Annotated in this window: 21 protein-coding genes and 3 tRNA genes; 15 read left to right on the plus strand and 9 right to left on the minus strand. The window is 44.0% G+C overall.

Features of this window, described 5'->3' with window-relative positions; genetic code table 11:
- Positions 1-3: 3 nt before the first annotated feature.
- Positions 4-1062, minus strand: coding sequence for a hypothetical protein (locus DTQ70_RS03525; protein WP_122929527.1), 1059 nt, complete (start codon positions 1060-1062; stop codon positions 4-6).
- Between the two features lie 205 nt (positions 1063-1267).
- On the opposite strand from DTQ70_RS03525, the gene DTQ70_RS03530 reads away from it, so the two are divergent.
- The 5 genes from DTQ70_RS03530 to DTQ70_RS03550 all read left to right on the plus strand — a co-directional run bounded on the left by DTQ70_RS03530 (position 1268) and on the right by DTQ70_RS03550 (position 5329).
- Positions 1268-1678, plus strand: a complete 411-nt coding sequence (locus DTQ70_RS03530; protein WP_122929528.1) for a VOC family protein — start codon at positions 1268-1270, stop codon at positions 1676-1678.
- Positions 1679-1925: 247 nt separating this feature from the next.
- Positions 1926-2816 (plus strand): LytTR family DNA-binding domain-containing protein, encoded by an 891-nt coding sequence (locus DTQ70_RS03535; protein WP_122929529.1) that lies wholly within the window; start codon positions 1926-1928, stop codon positions 2814-2816.
- A gap of 184 nt (positions 2817-3000) precedes the next feature.
- The gene (locus DTQ70_RS03540) at positions 3001-4179 is read left to right on the plus strand and encodes an acyltransferase (RefSeq protein ID WP_122929530.1); all 1179 of its coding nucleotides are present in this window, start codon (positions 3001-3003) and stop codon (positions 4177-4179) included.
- A 56-nt stretch (positions 4180-4235) separates the two neighbouring features.
- Entirely contained in the window at positions 4236-4820 is a 585-nt protein-coding gene (locus DTQ70_RS03545; protein ID WP_122929531.1) for a c-type cytochrome, read from the plus strand.
- A 59-nt stretch (positions 4821-4879) separates the two neighbouring features.
- Positions 4880-5329, plus strand: coding sequence for a nuclear transport factor 2 family protein (locus DTQ70_RS03550; RefSeq protein ID WP_122929532.1), 450 nt, complete (start codon positions 4880-4882; stop codon positions 5327-5329).
- Between the two features lie 200 nt (positions 5330-5529).
- Here the strand turns inward: DTQ70_RS03550 and DTQ70_RS03555 are convergent, their stop codons facing one another.
- On the minus strand, positions 5530-6093 hold the full coding sequence (locus tag DTQ70_RS03555) for a hypothetical protein (RefSeq protein ID WP_122929533.1): 564 nt from the start codon (positions 6091-6093) through the stop codon (positions 5530-5532).
- A gap of 128 nt (positions 6094-6221) precedes the next feature.
- On the opposite strand from DTQ70_RS03555, the gene DTQ70_RS03560 reads away from it, so the two are divergent.
- The 4 genes from DTQ70_RS03560 (at position 6222) to DTQ70_RS03575 (ending at position 10480) form a co-directional block, all read left to right on the plus strand.
- Positions 6222-7208, plus strand: coding sequence for a kelch repeat-containing protein (locus DTQ70_RS03560; protein WP_122929534.1), 987 nt, complete (start codon positions 6222-6224; stop codon positions 7206-7208).
- A gap of 71 nt (positions 7209-7279) precedes the next feature.
- The gene (locus tag DTQ70_RS03565; protein WP_122929535.1) at positions 7280-8122 is read left to right on the plus strand and encodes an amidohydrolase; all 843 of its coding nucleotides are present in this window, start codon (positions 7280-7282) and stop codon (positions 8120-8122) included.
- Between the two features lie 164 nt (positions 8123-8286).
- Positions 8287-9570, plus strand: a complete 1284-nt coding sequence (locus DTQ70_RS03570; RefSeq protein ID WP_206019626.1) for a Gfo/Idh/MocA family protein — start codon at positions 8287-8289, stop codon at positions 9568-9570.
- 7 nt (positions 9571-9577) lie between these two features.
- Positions 9578-10480, plus strand: a complete 903-nt coding sequence (locus DTQ70_RS03575; RefSeq protein ID WP_122929536.1) for a sugar phosphate isomerase/epimerase — start codon at positions 9578-9580, stop codon at positions 10478-10480.
- An 85-nt stretch (positions 10481-10565) separates the two neighbouring features.
- Here the strand turns inward: DTQ70_RS03575 and DTQ70_RS03580 are convergent, their stop codons facing one another.
- The 3 genes from DTQ70_RS03580 to DTQ70_RS03590 form a co-directional block, all read right to left on the minus strand.
- Complete coding sequence (locus DTQ70_RS03580; protein ID WP_122929537.1) at positions 10566-11093, minus strand: DUF4199 domain-containing protein; 528 nt, start codon at positions 11091-11093, stop codon at positions 10566-10568.
- Positions 11094-11207: 114 nt separating this feature from the next.
- Positions 11208-11681, minus strand: coding sequence for a response regulator transcription factor (locus tag DTQ70_RS03585; RefSeq protein WP_122929538.1), 474 nt, complete (start codon positions 11679-11681; stop codon positions 11208-11210).
- Positions 11682-11702: 21 nt separating this feature from the next.
- Positions 11703-12149: a hypothetical protein gene (locus DTQ70_RS03590; RefSeq protein ID WP_122929539.1), complete on the minus strand. Its 447-nt coding sequence runs from the start codon at positions 12147-12149 to the stop codon at positions 11703-11705.
- A 176-nt stretch (positions 12150-12325) separates the two neighbouring features.
- On the opposite strand from DTQ70_RS03590, the gene DTQ70_RS03595 reads away from it, so the two are divergent.
- The 3 genes from DTQ70_RS03595 (at position 12326) to DTQ70_RS03605 (ending at position 13995) form a co-directional block, all read left to right on the plus strand.
- Positions 12326-12718, plus strand: a complete 393-nt coding sequence (locus DTQ70_RS03595; RefSeq protein WP_122929540.1) for a hypothetical protein — start codon at positions 12326-12328, stop codon at positions 12716-12718.
- Positions 12719-12838: 120 nt separating this feature from the next.
- Positions 12839-13180 carry a hypothetical protein gene (locus tag DTQ70_RS03600; RefSeq protein ID WP_164489842.1) on the plus strand — a complete coding sequence of 114 codons (342 nt, stop codon included), beginning with the start codon at positions 12839-12841 and terminating at the stop codon, positions 13178-13180.
- Positions 13181-13329: 149 nt separating this feature from the next.
- On the plus strand, positions 13330-13995 hold the full coding sequence (locus DTQ70_RS03605) for a murein L,D-transpeptidase catalytic domain family protein (RefSeq protein WP_229600065.1): 666 nt from the start codon (positions 13330-13332) through the stop codon (positions 13993-13995).
- Positions 13996-14029: 34 nt separating this feature from the next.
- On the opposite strand, the gene DTQ70_RS03610 is transcribed toward DTQ70_RS03605, so the two are convergent.
- Together DTQ70_RS03610 and upp are read right to left on the minus strand one after the other, a co-directional pair.
- The gene (locus DTQ70_RS03610) at positions 14030-15103 is read right to left on the minus strand and encodes a phosphotransferase family protein (protein ID WP_122929543.1); all 1074 of its coding nucleotides are present in this window, start codon (positions 15101-15103) and stop codon (positions 14030-14032) included.
- 110 nt (positions 15104-15213) lie between these two features.
- Positions 15214-15858: a uracil phosphoribosyltransferase gene (gene upp, locus DTQ70_RS03615; RefSeq protein WP_122929544.1), complete on the minus strand. Its 645-nt coding sequence runs from the start codon at positions 15856-15858 to the stop codon at positions 15214-15216.
- 136 nt (positions 15859-15994) lie between these two features.
- Between upp and DTQ70_RS03620 the strand changes: the two genes are divergently transcribed.
- Complete coding sequence (locus tag DTQ70_RS03620) at positions 15995-16792, plus strand: polysaccharide deacetylase family protein (protein ID WP_122929545.1); 798 nt, start codon at positions 15995-15997, stop codon at positions 16790-16792.
- Between the two features lie 79 nt (positions 16793-16871).
- On the opposite strand, the gene DTQ70_RS03625 is transcribed toward DTQ70_RS03620, so the two are convergent.
- Both DTQ70_RS03625 and DTQ70_RS03630 read right to left on the minus strand, forming a co-directional pair.
- Positions 16872-16943, minus strand: a tRNA-Glu gene (locus DTQ70_RS03625).
- A 167-nt stretch (positions 16944-17110) separates the two neighbouring features.
- Positions 17111-17182: transfer RNA gene (locus DTQ70_RS03630), tRNA-Glu, on the minus strand.
- 149 nt (positions 17183-17331) lie between these two features.
- Here DTQ70_RS03630 and DTQ70_RS03635 point away from each other — a divergent pair.
- Together DTQ70_RS03635 and DTQ70_RS03640 are read left to right on the plus strand one after the other, a co-directional pair.
- Positions 17332-17688 (plus strand): winged helix-turn-helix domain-containing protein, encoded by a 357-nt coding sequence (locus tag DTQ70_RS03635; RefSeq protein WP_229600066.1) that lies wholly within the window; start codon positions 17332-17334, stop codon positions 17686-17688.
- A gap of 77 nt (positions 17689-17765) precedes the next feature.
- Positions 17766-17839 (plus strand) — tRNA-Pro (locus DTQ70_RS03640).
- Positions 17840-17875: the final 36 nt, after the last annotated feature.

The following is a 17875-nucleotide window of genomic DNA, read 5'->3' on the forward strand; positions in this document are numbered from 1 at the left end:
CTTTTATTCAAAGTCCAATACCACTACTTTTTCGCAATAAATTTCCTTCAAATTACTCCTATTGACGCGCATCACCATCACAAATGCTGTATCTCCAATTGGTAAGTCGCGCTCAGTATCGTGTTTTTGTGAGAGGTTTTTCCAACTTCGGCACAGATACATCGTCATGGCAAGGGTTGCTTTATTTTCGAGTCCACAGAAGAAATAACAAGGAACGGTACTCATTCCAAACTGTATGGGGAGTTTGCAAATAAAACCCACATCAAAATTGTCACTTCCTTGGTAAAAATCACTCCAAACGGTCTGTTCTAAAGTGGGATGAAAATATTTCACCCGAAATCGAATGTTTTTATCGTCAAATTCGAGGTAATGATAGGCGTAGTTTGCCAATACCCAGCGAAAAAAATAATTAGAATAGAAGCCAATTGAGAAGATACAATTTGTTTTATTTAGGTTTAAAACTGTTTCGTTAAAGCCGTAACTATCGCTTTTGTGGGTAATTAATTCTTGGTCATAAACGCGCTGTGGAAGAATTTGATGGTAGCTGTGAAACAATTGAATTAGCTCCAGCAAACATTCCGTGTCTCGCGAATCGACGGTTTGCTCGTTGGCACGCGGAAATTTTCCTTGCATATCGGGCGGTGGTACGTCTTTATTAGCGTCAAAAATGGGTTGAACGACCACAATTTTTCCCTCGTTTTTGATGCCAAAATAGTTGTGCAACGTCAGTGAAAACTCGCTTATGTATGATTGTGGGTTGGGATACCCCAGGAATTTGGTAAACAATTCTAAGTAATCTTCCTGAAAATTAACTACTTCGCGACTTTGTACCTCGTTTCTTTTTCGCCACAGATACATGGTATTGAAAGTGGTAGAAAACGATAACTGCGTATGTTCCTCCAAAATTGTTTGAAAATAGGTTTTGTCGGTGCTTGGGTTGATTAATTTCCAAATGGAAGTTTCAGAGCCACGATAGGTCATACCTCGCTTTACAAACTCGTTCTGAAGCTTGGCTTTTACTTCCAAATACAGTTTTTCGCAGAGGTTTTTATTGATGTTCATTTTAGAAAAATTGTGCTAAATTGTTCCAAATATATTTCAATTATTTGTTATAAATTTAATAAAATCAAACTGGCAAGAATAAAATTGTGCTGTAAAGTGCCCTTACCTTTGTTGCACAATAAACCTATGATGAACGATAAACGATGGGCTGTTTGAAGGTGTGAGCAAACAGCCCGTTCGTTTTACTTCTAACTCACTAGCACTCATGAATCTCAATTTAAGCCGTATTCAACACCTTGGAATACCCGTAGCAGACTTGGTACGCTCAGAAGCTTTTTATAACCGTTTAGGTTTTACCAATGTGATGTCTTCTACTTTTCAGCACGAAGGAGGGGAGGGGAAAGTGGCCATGATGAAACAAGGAGACATCATCATTGAGATTTATCAGATGCCCGACGTTGCCTTAGATGAGATTCGTGCCCGCCGAGACGGTCACATCGACCACGTAGCGTTTGATGTCGAGGACATTGATGCGACATTTGAGCTTTTGAAAAAAGAAGGCTTTAACATCATCGAAGAATCCCCCGTTTTTCTTGCTTTTTGGCACAAAGGCTGTAAATACTTCAATATCACGGGCCCTGACGGTGAGCGCTTGGAATTTAACCAGATTTTGTAAATAACACCTTCCAAGTTTTTTTTATCGCCGAAGTCAAAACTTGGAAGGGCTAATTAACCCACTAAAACTGATAGGTAAGCATGAAATACAATAGTAGCGAACTTTTGTAGGGCGCTACTATTTTTAGTTGGTACGATTAAAATGTGGGAGACTTTACCGTTTAATCAATTAAGGTACAGAGGGTTTGTGGGTTTAGCTTTCAAATAATACTTTTGAATGTAAAAATCCCGAAACTCTACCCTTTTAAGTGCTTCAAAGAATCCAAAATTGGCTTTCTCAGCCTTACATGGCTTATACTATTGGCTGGCACAATTGGCCTTTGGTGGCAGGGTCATGCGTATTCCCGTTTTTGTTTTTATACATATTTGAGCCCTTTACTTTATACACAATTACCGATCCGTTCTACAAATTAAGCCTCATTTCGGGTTTTGCGGCTGGGCCTCCTTTTTGTGTTATCTTCATGATTGAAATATTGGGTCGTATTTTTCCAAAAGTTTATCACGAAAAAGGTTGGACAGTAGGGAGCGAAATTCTGTTTGTGATGGGGCTTATATTATTGATTGCAATCTGCAATTTTGCCAATGTCGTCCTTCAAAACTCCGATAAAATTCCCGCCACTGCGGAGGGGTTCGGAATGATGCTTCTATTTACAGCTATTATCAGTTTTTTTCCAGCAGTAGCCTTTGTGTGGTTTCGATATTACAGGCTTAATCGTCAATACAGCCGCCCAGCTAAAGTGATGGAAACCGCGCTCACTGAAGAGCCCCATGAAGAAAAGGAGGAAACAAGAATTTCGCCTTCTTTTCTGACTTTAATGGCTGAAAATGGAAAGGACAAAGTGATTTTAACTCCTCAAAACTTATGTTACATCGAAGCCGATGATAACTACGTCACGGTCGTTTACCAAGAGCCAAATGGGAAATTGAAAAAGGAACTTTTGAGAAGCAGCCTTAGTAAAGTAGAATCTCAAATTCAGGTTTCCTACATTCGGCGTTGTCATCGCTCGTATTTGGTCAATCTTCAGAAAGTATATAAAGTGTCGGGAAACGCGCAGGGGTATAAACTGCACCTTTGGCAAGTAGCCGAACCCTTGCCAGTTTCCAGAGGATACGCTAAACAAGTGGTACTGGCGTCCTAAATCGACACGTATTTTTACTTACAGGGCTTTGCTATTCACCCCAAAGCATGTGCACTTACCCCATTTTTTGGCACAAAAAGACATTTTCGCCTACGTTTGCCCCATCTATTCGCCAGCGAGGTTTGAATATGAAAAACTGAGCTTACGGGTGGAGTTAAACCAAGAATAATATACTTTGAAAATCATGAGAACAACTACTGCCTATCTATCTAACCTCACACCACTGCGTGGAATTGCGGCTTTGCTTACGGTTATTTTTCACGTTGATTTGATGCTCGGCATGGGAGGTGATATGTTGCTTAAATTCAAAGACTCTTTGCTCTTTACCCGCTTGTACCTGATGGTGGACTTTTTCTTTGTATTAAGTGGATTTATCATGATGCACGTATATGGCAAATGGTTTTCCGATTCGGTGTTGGGTAATGATTTTAAACGCTTTACCATTGCGCGTTTTGCGCGGGTGTATCCGTTACATTTTGTTACGTTGCTCTATTGTATTGGCCTCAAAATCATCATGTTGGTCAACAATGCCCCCGCCAATCCGATGGATACCGTCAGCAACGATTTTTCGACCATTCCGAGTCATTTATTACTGCTCCACAGCATGAATGTAAACGAGTGGTTTACGTGGAACAACGCCTCATGGTCAATCAGTACTGAATGGTGGATGTATATGCTGTTTCCATTTTTAGTAAAACCATTTTCAAAATTAGGGGCGTTAGGCAGAATAATGGTCGTGTTTGCCTGTTTTGCGGGCTATTTGGCCATTACGTTCTGGATTGTTCCGTTGGTTACAGAGCCTGCTTCAATTCCATTTGTACGGGTTGACCCCGCGTTGTTGAGTATCAATGTATCCTACCAATTTGGCTTTTTGCGATGTTTGTTTGGCTTTGTGTTGGGTATGATGATGTATGCTGGTTATCAGGAAAACTGGGGAAAAAGCTGGCTTGTCAACGGCTACTCATTTCTATTGCTCACTGTAGGTTTGGTGCTCTGTATGCACTTTGCAGTACCAGATGTCTTTACGGTTTCGTTTTTTCCGCTGATGATTTTGTCGGCTGCGTATGGAAGCCCAAATTTGAATACTTTTTTGGGTACCAATATTTTACAACGTTTAGGTGATTGGTCGTTTTCGATTTATTTGGTGCATCAACCACTTATGTACACCATTCAAGCTATCATGACACTGACCGCTCCTTCTGAAGCTGTTGGCCCGCCATCCAAACCAGATATGCTCACGGGCTGGTTGATATGTTTGGTATTTATCGGCATTACGCTGGTAGTATCGTATCTCACATATCGGTTTGTAGAAGTGCCCGCGCGGCAGTGGATAAACAAATCGGGTCAAGTAATTAGCACATGAAATTTGAGGTGTTTATTCAAACAATCGTTTAGTTTTTTTTAAACCAATACTGTATCATGAAAAAACAAATTTCAATCCTCGCTCTTGCAGTTTTCGGTACTGCAGTTTTAATGTCTATCAGTCCTCTCGCTGTATCGACGGCTCGTCTCGGTGGTGGGACGGGGGAGTTGTACACCCAAGCCCAAATCGAAAAGGGCAAGTACTTGGTCGGAATTATGGGATGTGCAGATTGCCACGCACCCAAAAAAATGACCGCCCAAGGGCCAATTCCTGACCCTGATTTGGGATTGAGCGGACATCCCGCCAAAATACCGATGGGTAAAGTAGTGAAAACCCAAGATTGGGTATTGTTTCACCCCATGAACACCATTGCTGTTGGGCCTTGGGGAGCCACCTTTTCGGCAAATCTTACCCCCCATGCTACGGGTATTGGCAGTTGGTCGGAAGAGCAGTTTATCATTGCCATGACCGAAGGTAAAAGCAAGGGCATTCGTTCGGCTCGCCCTCTGTTACCACCGATGCCTTGGCAAAACTATGTTCATGCGAAAAAAGAAGATTTGATAGCGATTTTTGCCTATTTAAAAAGCTGTAAGCCCGTTGAAAACGTTGTTCCACAGCCGATTAGTCCTGATAAGTTGTAAAAATTGCTTAACTAAATAACCTCTTTGCCTATGGCTTTCTGTATTAAACTTAAATTACCATGAAAGAAACATTTCTCATTCTCTTCACTTCTCTCTTATCATTCATCACTTCATTTGCTCAAACCGACCCACGCGAAGTCGAAATACGCCGTCTTGAAAACCTCGAACGTGAGGCTACAATGCGTGGAGATTCAGCAACGTTGTTTGGCAAAATTTGGTCGAACGAAATGGTGGTAAACACGCCTGCAAATCGCGTCGGAACAGTAGAAGGCTCCAAAATGCAACTACGCACAGGAAATTTAGCATACAGCTCGTTTGTGCGAAATATCGAAAAAATGACTTTCAATGATAACATTGCGATGGTGATGGGGGAGGAAATCACCAAACCGCAAGGAATCCAACAACATGCAGGCAAGACCGTTACCCGTCGTTTTACTAATATTTGGAAATACGCAAATAATCAATGGTGTATGATTGGACGACAGGCTACAATTATAAAAGTGGAGTAAACAGTACACGGTCTGCCGTGCAGCGGGTTGCTCACAACTCACACAAACCCTTCCAAGTTTTTGTTATCGCCGAAGCGAAAACTTAGAGAGTCTGCCGTGTAGCGGGTTGCTCACAACCCGCACAAGTCCATCCAAATAAGTCGAAACTAGAAAGGTATTTTAACCCACAGTAGCGAACTTTTGTAGGGCGCTACTATTTTTTATTTTAGACAATCGGTTTCTTTGTTCGTAAGGGTACTGTCCACTTTCCCAGCTTTGCCACTATCTCCCGCTTGGCTGGGATAAAAGCATCCCTTTTTGGCTTTCAATTCCTTCGTGCCAGGCTCGCAAAGTACACTACAGGCTTCTCCTTCTAATAAACGCAATTTAAAATCTTTACTTATCACCCGCATCCCGTATTTGAAACGGCCTCGGTAAAGCGTTCCATCTCTTCGCAGACCGTTCCAAGCAAATTCATTCAAACGGTCGTAAAGTACCGTGGGGCGTGAAAAAATCACCGTATCGCCACTGGCACTCAAAATGGTAAAACCTTGTACCTCTAGGATTTCGTCGCTAATGAAAGGATAAAACAAATCGTTGATGCCATCTCCATTTGGCGTAAATACATTGGGCATGTAAATAGACCCGTTGCTGTGCTTAAAATCAACAGGTTGAAGCCCGCAGCAGGCTTCGTATTCTTTGGGCAAGCCAACATCCACTCGATGATCAGCAAAACAGGCTTGTAAAACTAGCCCTAGTAACAATAGTTGAGAAAACGTTTTCATGATTCTAATGAAGAAATGGGGGATTTTAGTTGGTTTGGCAATTTACATTTTTCCCAAAATCAATTGCTGTTTCAGTGAGTAAAAAATGCCCTATGCCAGATTTATACCTGAAACGTATATTACCAAACATGAACTCAACTCACCTTAAAATAAGCCTTTTGGGCTTAATGATGGGCTTTGCGCACCTTGCATCGTCTCAGAGCACGACTAGCTGGGAAACGGCGCAGACCGCCAATAGCTGCACCGCACGGCACGAAAATGCGTTTACCAAAGTCGGGGATAAATTATACCTGATTGGTGGACGAGGCACACGCCCCGTCGATGAATTTGACCCCAAGACCAATGCGTGGAAACAACTCGCGGCTCCTCCCGTGGAAATGAACCATTTTCAGGCGATTGAATACAACAACGAAGCCTACGTCATGGGCGCATTTATGGGACAATACCCGCACGAAAAACCGTTGACGTCCATCTATATTTTTAATCCTGCCAAAAACGAGTGGCGTGAAGGCACTGCTATTCCTGCGGATAGGCTTCGAGGGGCGACGGGGGCCGTAAATTACAACAACAAGCTCTATTTGGTGTGCGGCATTCAGGATGGACATTACGATGGGCACGTGGGCTGGCTCGACGAATTTGACCCCAAAACCAATACGTGGCGTAAACTTCCCGACGCGCCACACGTGCGTGACCACGTTTCGGTGGCCGTCATTAACGATAAACTCTACGTGGCGGGTGGTCGCCGCTCGACGGCGCGCATCAATCAGGTGCTCAACCTCACTGAACCCGCCGTGGATGTCTTTGATTTTAAAACAAATACGTGGACAACTTTACCCGCTGACTTAAACTTGCCAACGCAGCGGGCGGGAAACATGGCCGTGCCTTTTGGGTATAAATTGTTGATTATGGGGGGAGAAAGCCCCGCTCAAGTGGAAGCCCACGCGGAAGTTGAGGCACTGAATACCAAAACGATGAAGTGGGAAAAATTACCCAACCTCAACAAAGGCCGTCACGGAACAGGCGCGACGATTTATAAGAAAAAGGTATATGTAGCGGCAGGTTCGGGCAACCGAGGTGGCGGGCCTGAACTGACATCAATGGAAATTTTGAAATAAAAAGAAAAATTGCATTTTCGCATCGGAGATGCATCTTGAATTTAAGTAACATTTGTAAAACTTGACTGATAATGATTATTGATTCGCACCAACATTTTTGGATATACGATGCCGAACGCGACGCGTGGATTAACGATGAAATGACGCGTATTCGCCAGAATTTTCTTCCTGAAGACCTGAAACCAGTGTATGAGGCGAATGGTGTCTCGGGCTGCGTAGCCGTTCAGGCCGACCAATCGGATGCCGAAACCTTGTTTTTGTTGGCCTTGGCCGAAAAGTATTCCTCTTTCGTAAAAGGAGTAGTAGGGTGGGTCGATTTACGGGCCAATGATCTCTACGACCGCCTTGATTATTATTCTCAATACGAGTTATTAAAAGGATTTCGGCACGTGGCACAGGGCGAGCCCGACGATTTTTTGGCGCGTCCCGAAGTCATCAAAGGAATACGGCAGTTGAGCGCATTTGACTATACCTATGACATCCTCATTTATCCGACCCAATTAAAAGCGGCGTTGCAGTTGGTGCGCGAGGTGCCTGAAGTGCAGTTTGTGGTGGATCATATTGCCAAACCCTACATCAAAGACAAAAAAATCAATACTTGGTCGAACTACATGCGGCAGTTGGCGGCGTTTCCCCACGTACAGTGCAAAGTATCAGGAATGGTGACGGAAACTGATTGGAAAAACTGGAAAACCGAAGACTTTTTTCCCTACTTAGACGTGGTTTTTGAAGCTTTTGGTGTGGAAAGGTTGATGTTTGGCTCCGATTGGCCCGTTTGCTTGGTGGCTGCGGAGTACGAACAGGTGCTTGGTATTGTCCAAGAATACATGAAACGGGTAGGTTTCTCAGAAAATGACCAAGCCAAAGTTTTGGGTCAGAATGCCGCTCGTTTTTACCGTTTGGAGGATGTTTAGGCTTGTTTTTAAAAAAAATTATTATTTGTGCTATATATTTTAAAAAAATAGTATCAAATTTGAGTTAAAATTTGGACGTGAGGTTTTCGATAAAATCGTATTTTTGTTAAAATATCGAGCGTTCAGTCAGTTAGCTCATTCATTTCTAAATCCTTTCAATTCTCATGAACACCACTCGCCGTGAAGTGCTAAAATTGGCAGGTGCTGCTTTGGCAGGAACTGCATTTCCATCCATCATTATTCCGAACAAAGCGTTTGCTGGTATGAATTCGGAAACACTTAAAGTAGGTCTTATTGGTTGTGGTGGACGTGGCTCGGGAGCTGCCATGCAAGCTTTGAAAGCCGATCCAAACGTTGTTCTTTATGCCCTTGGCGAAATTTTCCCAGAGCGTTTTAATACCTGCCTTGAAGGTCTTCGCAAAGTACACGGCGACAAAGTTCAGGTGGACGAAGGTCGTAAATTTGTAGGTTTTGATGCGTATCAAAAAGTAATCGACTCGGGTGTGGATGTCGTTCTTTTGGCGACACCACCGCATTTCCGCCCGCTTCACTTGGAAGCTGCTATCAAGGCGGGAAAACATATTTTCTGCGAAAAACCAGTAGCGGTTGATGCCCCTGGTATTCGTAAAGTATTGGAATTGGCAAAATTAGCCAAAGAGAAAAATGTCTCTTTGGTTTCGGGTTTCTGCTGGCGTTTCCACGAGCCAAAACGGGCTGTATTTGGTAAAATCAACGAAGGTGCAATTGGCGAAGTAATGTCGATTTATAACACCTACAACACGGGTGGTGCGTGGTCATTTCCACGTCAAGAAGGCTGGAACGATTTGCAGTTTCAATTGCGTAACTGGATGTATTACACGTGGTTAGCGGGGGATCATATCGTAGAGCAAGCTGTACACAGCATCGACATGATGTCGTGGGCGATGGGCGATGTTTTGCCCGTGAGTGCCGTAGGTACAGGTGGTCGTCAAGTGCGCGTTGACCCGTTGTATGGACACATTTTTGATCACTTTGCCATTACATACGATTATCCAAATGGGGCAAAAGGTTTCCACTTCTCGCGTCAGCAAGAAAACTGCGAGCGTAGCTATTTGGTAGAAACTTTTGGGACGAAAGGCCGTGCGATGGCTAACTGCTCACGCCCAACGCATAAAATTGAAGGTGCAAATCCTTGGGAATATTCTGGTGCTCAAAACGATATGTACCAAACAGAACACAACGAACTGTTTGCGTCGATTCGTAACAGCAAACCCATCAACAACGGTGAGTGGATGGCCAACAGTACCATGCTTGCAATTATGGGACGTATGGCGGCTTACACAGGGAAGAAAATCACGTGGGACGAAGCTATTAAGTCGAACGAAGTATTGGCACCAGACATTACAAGCTGGGATATGCCTGCACCAAAGGTAGAAGTAGCTCGCCCAGGTTTTACGCCTTTCTTCTAGTCACCTCATGCAAAGAAGAGAATTTTTAAAAAACTCCACCATCGCAACTACGGCTGCGGTGGTGGGGATAGACCGTGCTGCCCTTGCGGCAAAGCCTGTAGCGCGCCCGTTGATAAAAAAGAGCCTTAAATACGGCATGGTAACTGAAAAAATTTCGGTGCTTGACAAGTTTAAGTTGCTCAAAGACCTTGGATTCGACGGCGTGGAACTAGATTCCCCCAACGACCTTGATCCCAAAGAGATTTTAGAAGCCCGTGACAAAACAGGGCTGCTGATTCCTGGGGTAGTCAACTCGGTTCACTGGAAATCGCCACTTTCGGACGCAGACCCTAAAGTGAGAGAAACCTGTTCTAAATCAATGATTAAATCGTTGAACGACTGTAAACTCTACGGCGGAACGACGGTATTGTTGGTGCCAGGGGTGGTCAATGCGGGTACAAGCTACCAAGATGCGTACCAACGTGCTCAAAAGGAAATTATTAAGTTAATTCCTGAAGCAGAAAAAACGGGAATAAAAATTGCGCTCGAAAACGTTTGGAACAACTTCCTCATTAGTCCCGTAGAAGCAGCTCGTTTTGTCGATGAAATCAATCACCCACTGGTGGGCTGGTATTTTGACGTGGGCAATATTCTTCGCTACGGTTGGCCTGAGCATTGGATTGAAACGCTCGGAAAGCGCATTATGAAAATCGACATCAAAGAATTTAGCCGCAAAAAACAACAAGACGAGGGCCTTTGGAAAGGTTTTGACGTGGAGTTGATGGACGGTGACTGCAACTGGCCTGTTGTTAACAATGCCTTGGCAAAAGTAGGTTACTCGGGTTGGGGCTCTGCCGAAGTTCCTGGCGGTGACCGTAAGCGTTTGCAAGTCATCAGCGAACGCATGGATGCGGTTTTTAATGCCCAATAAACGTCTATTTTATCAACCTCCCGAAAGTTTTGAACTAACCTCCCGAAAGTTAAAAACTTTCGGGAGGTTGATTGGAGGATAAGTACTACAAATACACTTCTGCCTTGTTTTTTCGCTTCAAAATAAGCGCACTCACCAGCGCCACAATCAACCCCACGGGCAATACTTCAGTATAAGTGATTAGGGTGACGTACAACGGACTTTTGTACATTTCTTTAAATTCCTCCATTTCTTTGGTTTTAGCCGCCAACGCCGCCGCGTCAGTTTGGGCAACTTCTTTGAGCACGTGCTTGATATAGATGTCGAGGTAATCAGGCACAAACAAATAGTAGTAAAAAAGCCAAACAAAGACATACATCGTTGAGCCAATGAGGGCGATAAAAGCCCCCGTTTTAAAAGCTTGCCCAAACGAGATATGTCCACCTAGCTCTTTATTACGGTAGTTACGAACGCCAAAAAAGATAAGTGAAAAAATAAGCACCATGGCCGCATAACCCATGAGCTCGTTGCCACTGAAATCGGGGTTGGTATAACACAAGTTGACCATGTAAACCATGTTGGCACAAAGAATCGTACCAAGAACAAGTCCGAAAATGAAGATGTTGCGTTTCATTGTTTTTGAGGGTTTTATTTTCGGCAAAACTAGGTTGAGTACGTGGTTCTGGACTCATACTAAAGTACCAAAATACGTTTTTAGCCCCAATTCAGACTAAAGTAGGAGAGGGCGCTAGGTGATGATATTCAGTCGTTTGGCTTTTTCTATGGCCTGGGTTCGGCTTTTGACGTCCATTTTTACAAATAAATTGGAAACGTGCGTTTTGATGGTACTCAGCGACAAAAACAACCGTTCGGCGATTTCGGCGTTGCTGTAACCTTGCGCCAATAGCTGTAAAACTTCGTATTCGCGTGTGCTCAAATTAAGCTTTTGCAGTTCATTTTCATTGATGAGTGATTGCCCCGCGACTACCACTTCTTTTTCGATAACGACGGTTTCAACGCTGGGTTTGATAAGTTGTTTGGCTACCCACACACCAAGTAACAAGAAAAAGACCGCGATGAGGCCCACGTAAATCTCAATGGAATTGTCCATGATTAAAAACTTCCATTGCAGCCATTTCAGAGTAAATACCAAAATAGCCATGAGGAAACCGTACAAAGCGAAATAACGTGTTTTAAAAAATAGGTCTTTAAAAAAGCTCATGGCGAAGCTCAGCGGTGTTGTTTATTTTTGACGAATGTAGGTTTCGATATTGAGGTGATTGACACCCAGTTTTTCTACTTTTTCGATGCCCGTAATCGTCAGCGTATCTCCCGAAATGTGGTATTCAAAGTCAAATTTTCCCCCTTCCCACTCCCGTACGTTGAAATAATCCAAGTATTCGGTGTAATTTTTTTCACCAATGGTCACACGACCACCTCCAGCGCTGTAGTCGGCAGTAGAGTCTTTGCCGTGTTGAAGGTCGTGGCGCAAAAAAGCAAAGTGGGTTGGACTAATGATTTTAATCATTTCTTGTCCTTTGGTATAATCGGTTCGGGTAGTGTCATTGCCTTTAATGGTGGTACCAGACAAAAGTTTCCACGTCCCAACGAGCGCTTGAGTGGAAGTTTCTTTCGGAGTACAAGCACCGACGGTCCCAATAAGTAAGATAGCGATTGCGGTTTGGTTCATAAGAAAAGGGTTTAAAGTCGCTAAGATATGTAAAAACCACGGGAGATAATTCGATAAGGAAATTCAAAAATCTAAGGTTGTTTTAATATCGTCTTAAGGTTGCTCTAATAGCGAGGTACTACCTTTGTAGTGTCCTCAAAGGAGGCAATATTCCAAAAATCAAATTAATTAAAACAATGAAATCAATCATCACACTTATAGCATCAGTCGTAACGCTGAGTGCAACAACCGCCTTTGCACAACTTAATTCGTCACATAATTACAAGCGTCCAGTATCCCAGCAGAAGGTAGCTACCGATGCACAAATAGTCGTAAATGAGCGAATTGCGCCATTGAAGCTAAACAACAACGTAGCTTCTGTACACAATTACAAGCGCCAAGGCAGTGTAGGTTTTGAGCAGGAAGCTATTGTTGCATTAAGCGCGCCAGTGATTGGTAATACCCCACAAAACCCCATGCTATTACCTAATTATTACAAGGGTCACGCAAAACCCGTAGGAGTTGAAAATCGAAATGCTATGAAAAGCATAAAGACAGTAGAGCCATCGAAAGATGTGGCGAAACGGTAGTGAGTTCTGCTTTTAAACGGGAAAGCCACGGAGTCAATTCCGTGGCTTTTGTTTTATAGACATTTGTGGCTAGCAGAAAAAAATGTGGCATTTAGGCTATTTTTGCAAAAAAATAATTTTATGGCTCCTTTCTGGACAAAAACACTGGTTCGAGACGCGCTTATTACAGTGGGTACGAGTTTGCTTGTCACGGTATTTTGTTTTATTGGCCCGACGATTCACACACCTTTTCTGGTGGGAATGCTTTCAGCGTTGGGGCTAGGCTGGCTTCAGCCCAAGAAAGGCTGGCTTTTGGCCATTGAACAAACGGTTTTGATTGCGGTGTTTTACTTTGTATTCAATACGTTCAAAATCATGACCCCGCATGATGCTGAGGCGACTCAATTTACCGCTTTATTGCAGTTTTTCCCTGCGTTCACAGGAAGCTTTTTAGGAAGTTTTATTCGGAAAATATTCAAATAAACAAAGGCAAACGTTAGGGAGGAGCTTGTTCTACTATCCTGATTATAATCAGTTTATCGGGAAAAGAATCGTAGAAAATGCAACATTTTTTCTAACTTAGGCGTTAGCTTTTTTGTGAAATAGAACTGTGAATCTCGAAAATGGAGTTTATGAAGTCATTACATGCCCGCCTATTTGTTTTTTTATTCGTACTTTCTTCCCTTACAGTCACCGCCAAACCTCGCTTAAACACCTACAGTTCGTTGGTAACCATTTACCAAGAACTCAGCTTGGACGAAGCAGGACTTAGCCACAGCGTTTTTGACTATGCCATTCGCGGAGTTCAGAAAGTAAACCCTGCTAAAGCCATCCTTGCAATTGTGGATTTGAGCCAACCTTCGGTGAATAAGCGTTTGTACGTCATTGATTTGCTCAAACGGAAGCTTCTTTTCCGTACCTACGTGGCACATGGGCGCAATTCGGGGGATTTGTATGCCCAAAAATTTTCTAACGAAGTCTCTTCGTTGCAATCAAGTTTGGGATTTTACCAAACCTTGGGGACGTACCAAGGCAAACATGGCCTGTCGCTGAAACTCAAGGGGCTTGAAAATGGCTTTAATACCAACGCCCTCGACCGTGCGGTGGTAATGCACGGTGCCGACTACGTAAGTGAAGATTTTATTCGTAAAATTGGCCGTTTGGGGCGTAGTTTTGGCTGCCCAGCCGTGCCGTATGGCGTTCATAAAGACATCATCGAAACGCTCAAAAACGGGGCTTGCCTGTTTGTTTTTTCTCCCAATCAGAACTATTTGAAAAAGTCCACTTTTTTGCTGTGATACCAGCGCATAGTTGCTAGACGTAAAAAACGGTTTAGATTTTACCTTTTTCAATGGCTTTTGAGGCCGAATTGGTCAAGGCATGAACGCCCATCAATAAGGCCCCAAAGCGTTCGTCTTTGCTAAACCCTTTTTTCCAGCGTCCATAAATCTGCTGAATGACAACCGTATTTTTGAACAAACCAAACACGTAGTAATATAAAATATTCGACAAATCGCGGCCACTTTTTTCGGCGTATCGGTCGGCAAATTCTTGACGCGTTAGGTTTCCAGGTAGCCACGTTAGGTTAAAACTTTTCTCAAAGGGGCCATCGGTGGCTTGTGCCCAGTAAGAAAGCGATGTCCCTACGTCCATGAGTGGGTCGCCGACGGTGGTCATTTCCCAGTCTAACACCGCCAAAATTTCGTTTAAATTGGGGGAATTCAGCACAACGTTGTCGTATTTATAGTCGTTGTGAATCAGGCTAGGTGCATTCTCGACGGGAAGGTTTTCTACCAACCACTGATACACTTGCTCAAAAGCAGGCACATCGTCGGTTTGGGCGTTTTGATACCGACGATACCAGCCTTCTACTTGGCGCTGTACGTATCCTTCAGGTTTTCCGAGTTGAATCAAGCCTGTTTGCTGAATATCCAAGCTGTGCAAAACCACCAAATTGTCCACCAATGCCTCCGAAAGTTGCCGCATGGTTGTTTCGCTCAACCCTAGTTTGGGTGCAGAATGTGCCCTAAGAATCACCCCTTGAACGCGCTCCATGACGTAAAATGGGCAATCGAGCACACTTTCATCATCACAAAAAACAATCGGCTTAGGAATTTTGGTGTACCCAGCTGCCTGCAACATCGACAACACCCTAAACTCCCGTCCCATGTCATGTCCTCCTTTGATATTTTTAGCCCCAAACGGCGGGCGTCGCAGCACGAATTCTTTCCCTGTATCGGTTTTTAGAAAATAGGTCAAGTTGGAATAGCCTCCAGGGAACTGACTTACTTCCGTAACCGTCCCGATGACAGGTGCTTGAGCCCCCAAATAGGCATTGAGTTTGGACAGGTCAAGCTGTTCGCCTTCACGTACTGAGGTTGGAGTATCATTTTTGATGCTGGACATTACGTAGCTGATTTTGGGAATAAATGCTAATTGTTAGGATGATCTTTCGAAGCAAACTTGATTTTTGCGTATTTGCCTTTTGCTTATTCGCCCCTCGCTTTTTTTCTTTTTTAAACTTTCGCTCCAAACGACAAATCGCCTGCGTCTCCCAAACCTGGTACAATGTAATAATGAGGATCAAGTTTTTCGTCGATGGCACCGACCCAAAGGCGGCATTCGGGCATTCGGCTTTGGAGGTATTTTACCCCTTCGGGGCTGGCAATAACGGCGGCAATGTGCGTTTGGGCGGGAATCCCAAACCGAAGGAGTGCATGATATACTTTTTCAATCGACCGACCTGTGGCCAGCATCGGGTCCATCAGAATAAGCGTACGGTCTTGTAAATCAGGGGCGGTAATGTAGTCCATTTCTACCTTAAAATCTTCTTCGCCGATGTGATGACCACGGTAGGCCCCAATGAAAGCATTGTCGGCTTGGTCAAAAATGTTGAGAAACCCTTGGTGAAAAGGCAAACTTGCCCGCAAAATAGTGGCCAAAACGGGCGCTTGTCGCAACAGCCTAGTTTGAGCGATACCGAGGGGCGTAGTCACTTGCGCTTGACGGTAGGGCAACGATTTAGAGATTTCATACGCCAATAATTCCCCCATCCGTTCTAGGTTTCGACGGAACTTCATGCGATCTTGTTGCACGTCAACGTCACGAAGTTCGGCTAAAAAATGGTTGGCTACGGAGGGTTGTTGGGTCAAAACAAACATGAGTAAGTAGGTGGTTTGGTTTTAGGGCACTACATTTGCCGCGACGATAATACAAAGACATTCATAGAAAACCAAGTACCCGTTGTAACAAAAAACAATGGAGTTTTGAGGACAATAAAAGTTGAAAATTTTGGGGATGAAAAAACTTGTTTTTTTGCTTCTGGCAGGGTTGTCTGCATTGTTACTGGGCTGTAATCAGGCACCAAAACAGCCACATGCCGCAGGATTTGCGTTGACATTCGATGACCGTTACGTAGAAGAATGGACGCGTCTTCGGCCGTTGCTAAAAAAATACGGTGCTAAGGCGACGTTCTACGTAACTCAGTTTGACAGCCTGAGTCCCAACGACATTCGTTTGTTGCATGAATTAGAGAGTGACGGGCACGAAATTGGAGCGCACGGCGCGGCCCACATTCGCGTATTAGATTGGCTCCGAGGCGGAGGTTCGTTGGACGATTTTTACAAATTTGAGATAGAAGGCGAATTAAATGTAATGCGCAAAGCAGGTTTTCGGCCCGTAACGTTTGCGCACGTGGGGGGGCAACAAACGTGGTGGACCGACCGACGACTACTTCGTGATTATTTTAAACTCTTACGTGATGTTTCGATGACCGAGCGACATCTGCCTTTTATCACGATTCGTCAGCCAATTTTTGCCATCGACGATATTTATTATCAGTTTGATGGCTCACAAAAGGTTCACGCGTTGCTGATTGATCAATACACCCACCTGACCCGTGCACAACTGAAAGATGGCCTGATTCGGGCTAAAAACACCCATTCTGTGCTCATGTTGTTGGGGCATCGTCCACTGTTTACGCCTTCGGAAGAGCCCTACGCTTTTTCAGTACAATTGTTAGAAGAGTTTTTGCAAGACGCCCAACGCATGAGGCTTAAATCCTACACGATGGTTGAATTAGTGTCGGCGAAATAGCAAGGATGTTGGGGAAGGATTAAAAACAAAAACGCCCCAAGACTTGCGTTTTGAGGCGTTACGTTTCGCGCTGCGATTGTGACCCGTAGGGGAATCGAACCCCTGTTTCAACCGTGAAAGGGTCGTGTCCTAACCGCTAGACGAACGGGCCGACTGGTCTCATTGTTCGCTGCGTTTGTGAAACGTGGTGCAAAGGTACGATTATATTTCACACAAAAAACATTTACACCAAAAATATTTTTTCTTTTCATGAAAGCACTTAAAACAAAAACGCCCCAAAGCTTGCGTTTTGAGGCGTTACGTTTCGCGCTGCGATTGTGACCCGTAGGGGAATCGAACCCCTGTTTCAACCGTGAAAGGGTCGTGTCCTAACCGCTAGACGAACGGGCCGACTGGTCTCATTGTTCGCTGCGTTTGTGAAACGTGGTGCAAAGGTACGCCGATTTTTGACACTGTCAACAGTTAGATTATTATTTTTTTGGAAATAATTTTTTAATCGTTGACAATCAGTAGATTTGGGTCAAGAAAAAAAGTAGAACGTGAAGCATCTTTTAAAAGAAATCCCATTTAGGGTATCAGGAAGTCTTTGGATAGAAAGTGACGAGCAGCGATTTTTAGGGCCAGGTAGGGTAGAGTTGTTGGAGCGCATTGCTGAGACGGGTTCTATCAACCAAGCTGCCAAGCAAATGGGTATGTCGTATAAAAAAGCGTGGGAGATGGTCAATTCTTTGAATGCGCAAGCCAAAAAGCCATTGGTATTGACCCAAACGGGCGGGGAGAAGGGCGGCGGAACCACTGTGACGGAGGAGGCGTGGGTGTTAATCGCAGCTTATCGTCAAATTCGGGAGCGGTTTCAGCGCTTTTTAGAGGAAGAAAGTCAATTTTTAAGGGAATAATTTCAGTAAGAGTTGACACTTATCAAAAAATAAAATACTTTTGCTGCCACTTTTAGCGAAAGCTAGTGGTAAAGTTTCGGGATATGGCGCAGTCCGGTAGCGTACTTGTCTGGGGGGCAAGGGGTCGTGGGTTCAAATCCCGCTATCCCGACAATAAAAAAGCAGTTACGGTAAACGTAGCTGCTTT

Origin of the sequence: Runella sp. SP2, assembly GCF_003711225.1 — a bacterium.
Taxonomy (GTDB): Bacteria; Bacteroidota; Bacteroidia; order Cytophagales; family Spirosomataceae; genus Runella.

Coding starts and splice junctions, on each gene's coding strand:
- DTQ70_RS03545 (WP_122929531.1), top strand. CDS start 4,236: ATGAAAAAACAAATTTCAATCCTCGCTCTTGCAGTTTTCGGTACTGCA.
- DTQ70_RS03620 (WP_122929545.1), top strand. CDS start 15,995: ATGAAAAAACTTGTTTTTTTGCTTCTGGCAGGGTTGTCTGCATTGTTA.
- DTQ70_RS03585 (WP_122929538.1), bottom strand. CDS start 11,681: ATGAGCTTTTTTAAAGACCTATTTTTTAAAACACGTTATTTCGCTTTG.
- DTQ70_RS03575 (WP_122929536.1), top strand. CDS start 9,578: ATGCAAAGAAGAGAATTTTTAAAAAACTCCACCATCGCAACTACGGCT.
- DTQ70_RS03590 (WP_122929539.1), bottom strand. CDS start 12,149: ATGAACCAAACCGCAATCGCTATCTTACTTATTGGGACCGTCGGTGCT.
- DTQ70_RS03610 (WP_122929543.1), bottom strand. CDS start 15,103: ATGTCCAGCATCAAAAATGATACTCCAACCTCAGTACGTGAAGGCGAA.
- DTQ70_RS03595 (WP_122929540.1), top strand. CDS start 12,326: ATGAAATCAATCATCACACTTATAGCATCAGTCGTAACGCTGAGTGCA.
- DTQ70_RS03565 (WP_122929535.1), top strand. CDS start 7,280: ATGATTATTGATTCGCACCAACATTTTTGGATATACGATGCCGAACGC.
- DTQ70_RS03540 (WP_122929530.1), top strand. CDS start 3,001: ATGAGAACAACTACTGCCTATCTATCTAACCTCACACCACTGCGTGGA.
- DTQ70_RS03530 (WP_122929528.1), top strand. CDS start 1,268: ATGAATCTCAATTTAAGCCGTATTCAACACCTTGGAATACCCGTAGCA.
- DTQ70_RS03600 (WP_164489842.1), top strand. CDS start 12,839: ATGGCTCCTTTCTGGACAAAAACACTGGTTCGAGACGCGCTTATTACA.
- DTQ70_RS03550 (WP_122929532.1), top strand. CDS start 4,880: ATGAAAGAAACATTTCTCATTCTCTTCACTTCTCTCTTATCATTCATC.
- DTQ70_RS03580 (WP_122929537.1), bottom strand. CDS start 11,093: ATGAAACGCAACATCTTCATTTTCGGACTTGTTCTTGGTACGATTCTT.
- upp (WP_122929544.1), bottom strand. CDS start 15,858: ATGTTTGTTTTGACCCAACAACCCTCCGTAGCCAACCATTTTTTAGCC.
- DTQ70_RS03525 (WP_122929527.1), bottom strand. CDS start 1,062: ATGAACATCAATAAAAACCTCTGCGAAAAACTGTATTTGGAAGTAAAA.
- DTQ70_RS03555 (WP_122929533.1), bottom strand. CDS start 6,093: ATGAAAACGTTTTCTCAACTATTGTTACTAGGGCTAGTTTTACAAGCC.
- DTQ70_RS03570 (WP_206019626.1), top strand. CDS start 8,287: ATGAACACCACTCGCCGTGAAGTGCTAAAATTGGCAGGTGCTGCTTTG.
- DTQ70_RS03605 (WP_229600065.1), top strand. CDS start 13,330: ATGAAGTCATTACATGCCCGCCTATTTGTTTTTTTATTCGTACTTTCT.
- DTQ70_RS03560 (WP_122929534.1), top strand. CDS start 6,222: ATGAACTCAACTCACCTTAAAATAAGCCTTTTGGGCTTAATGATGGGC.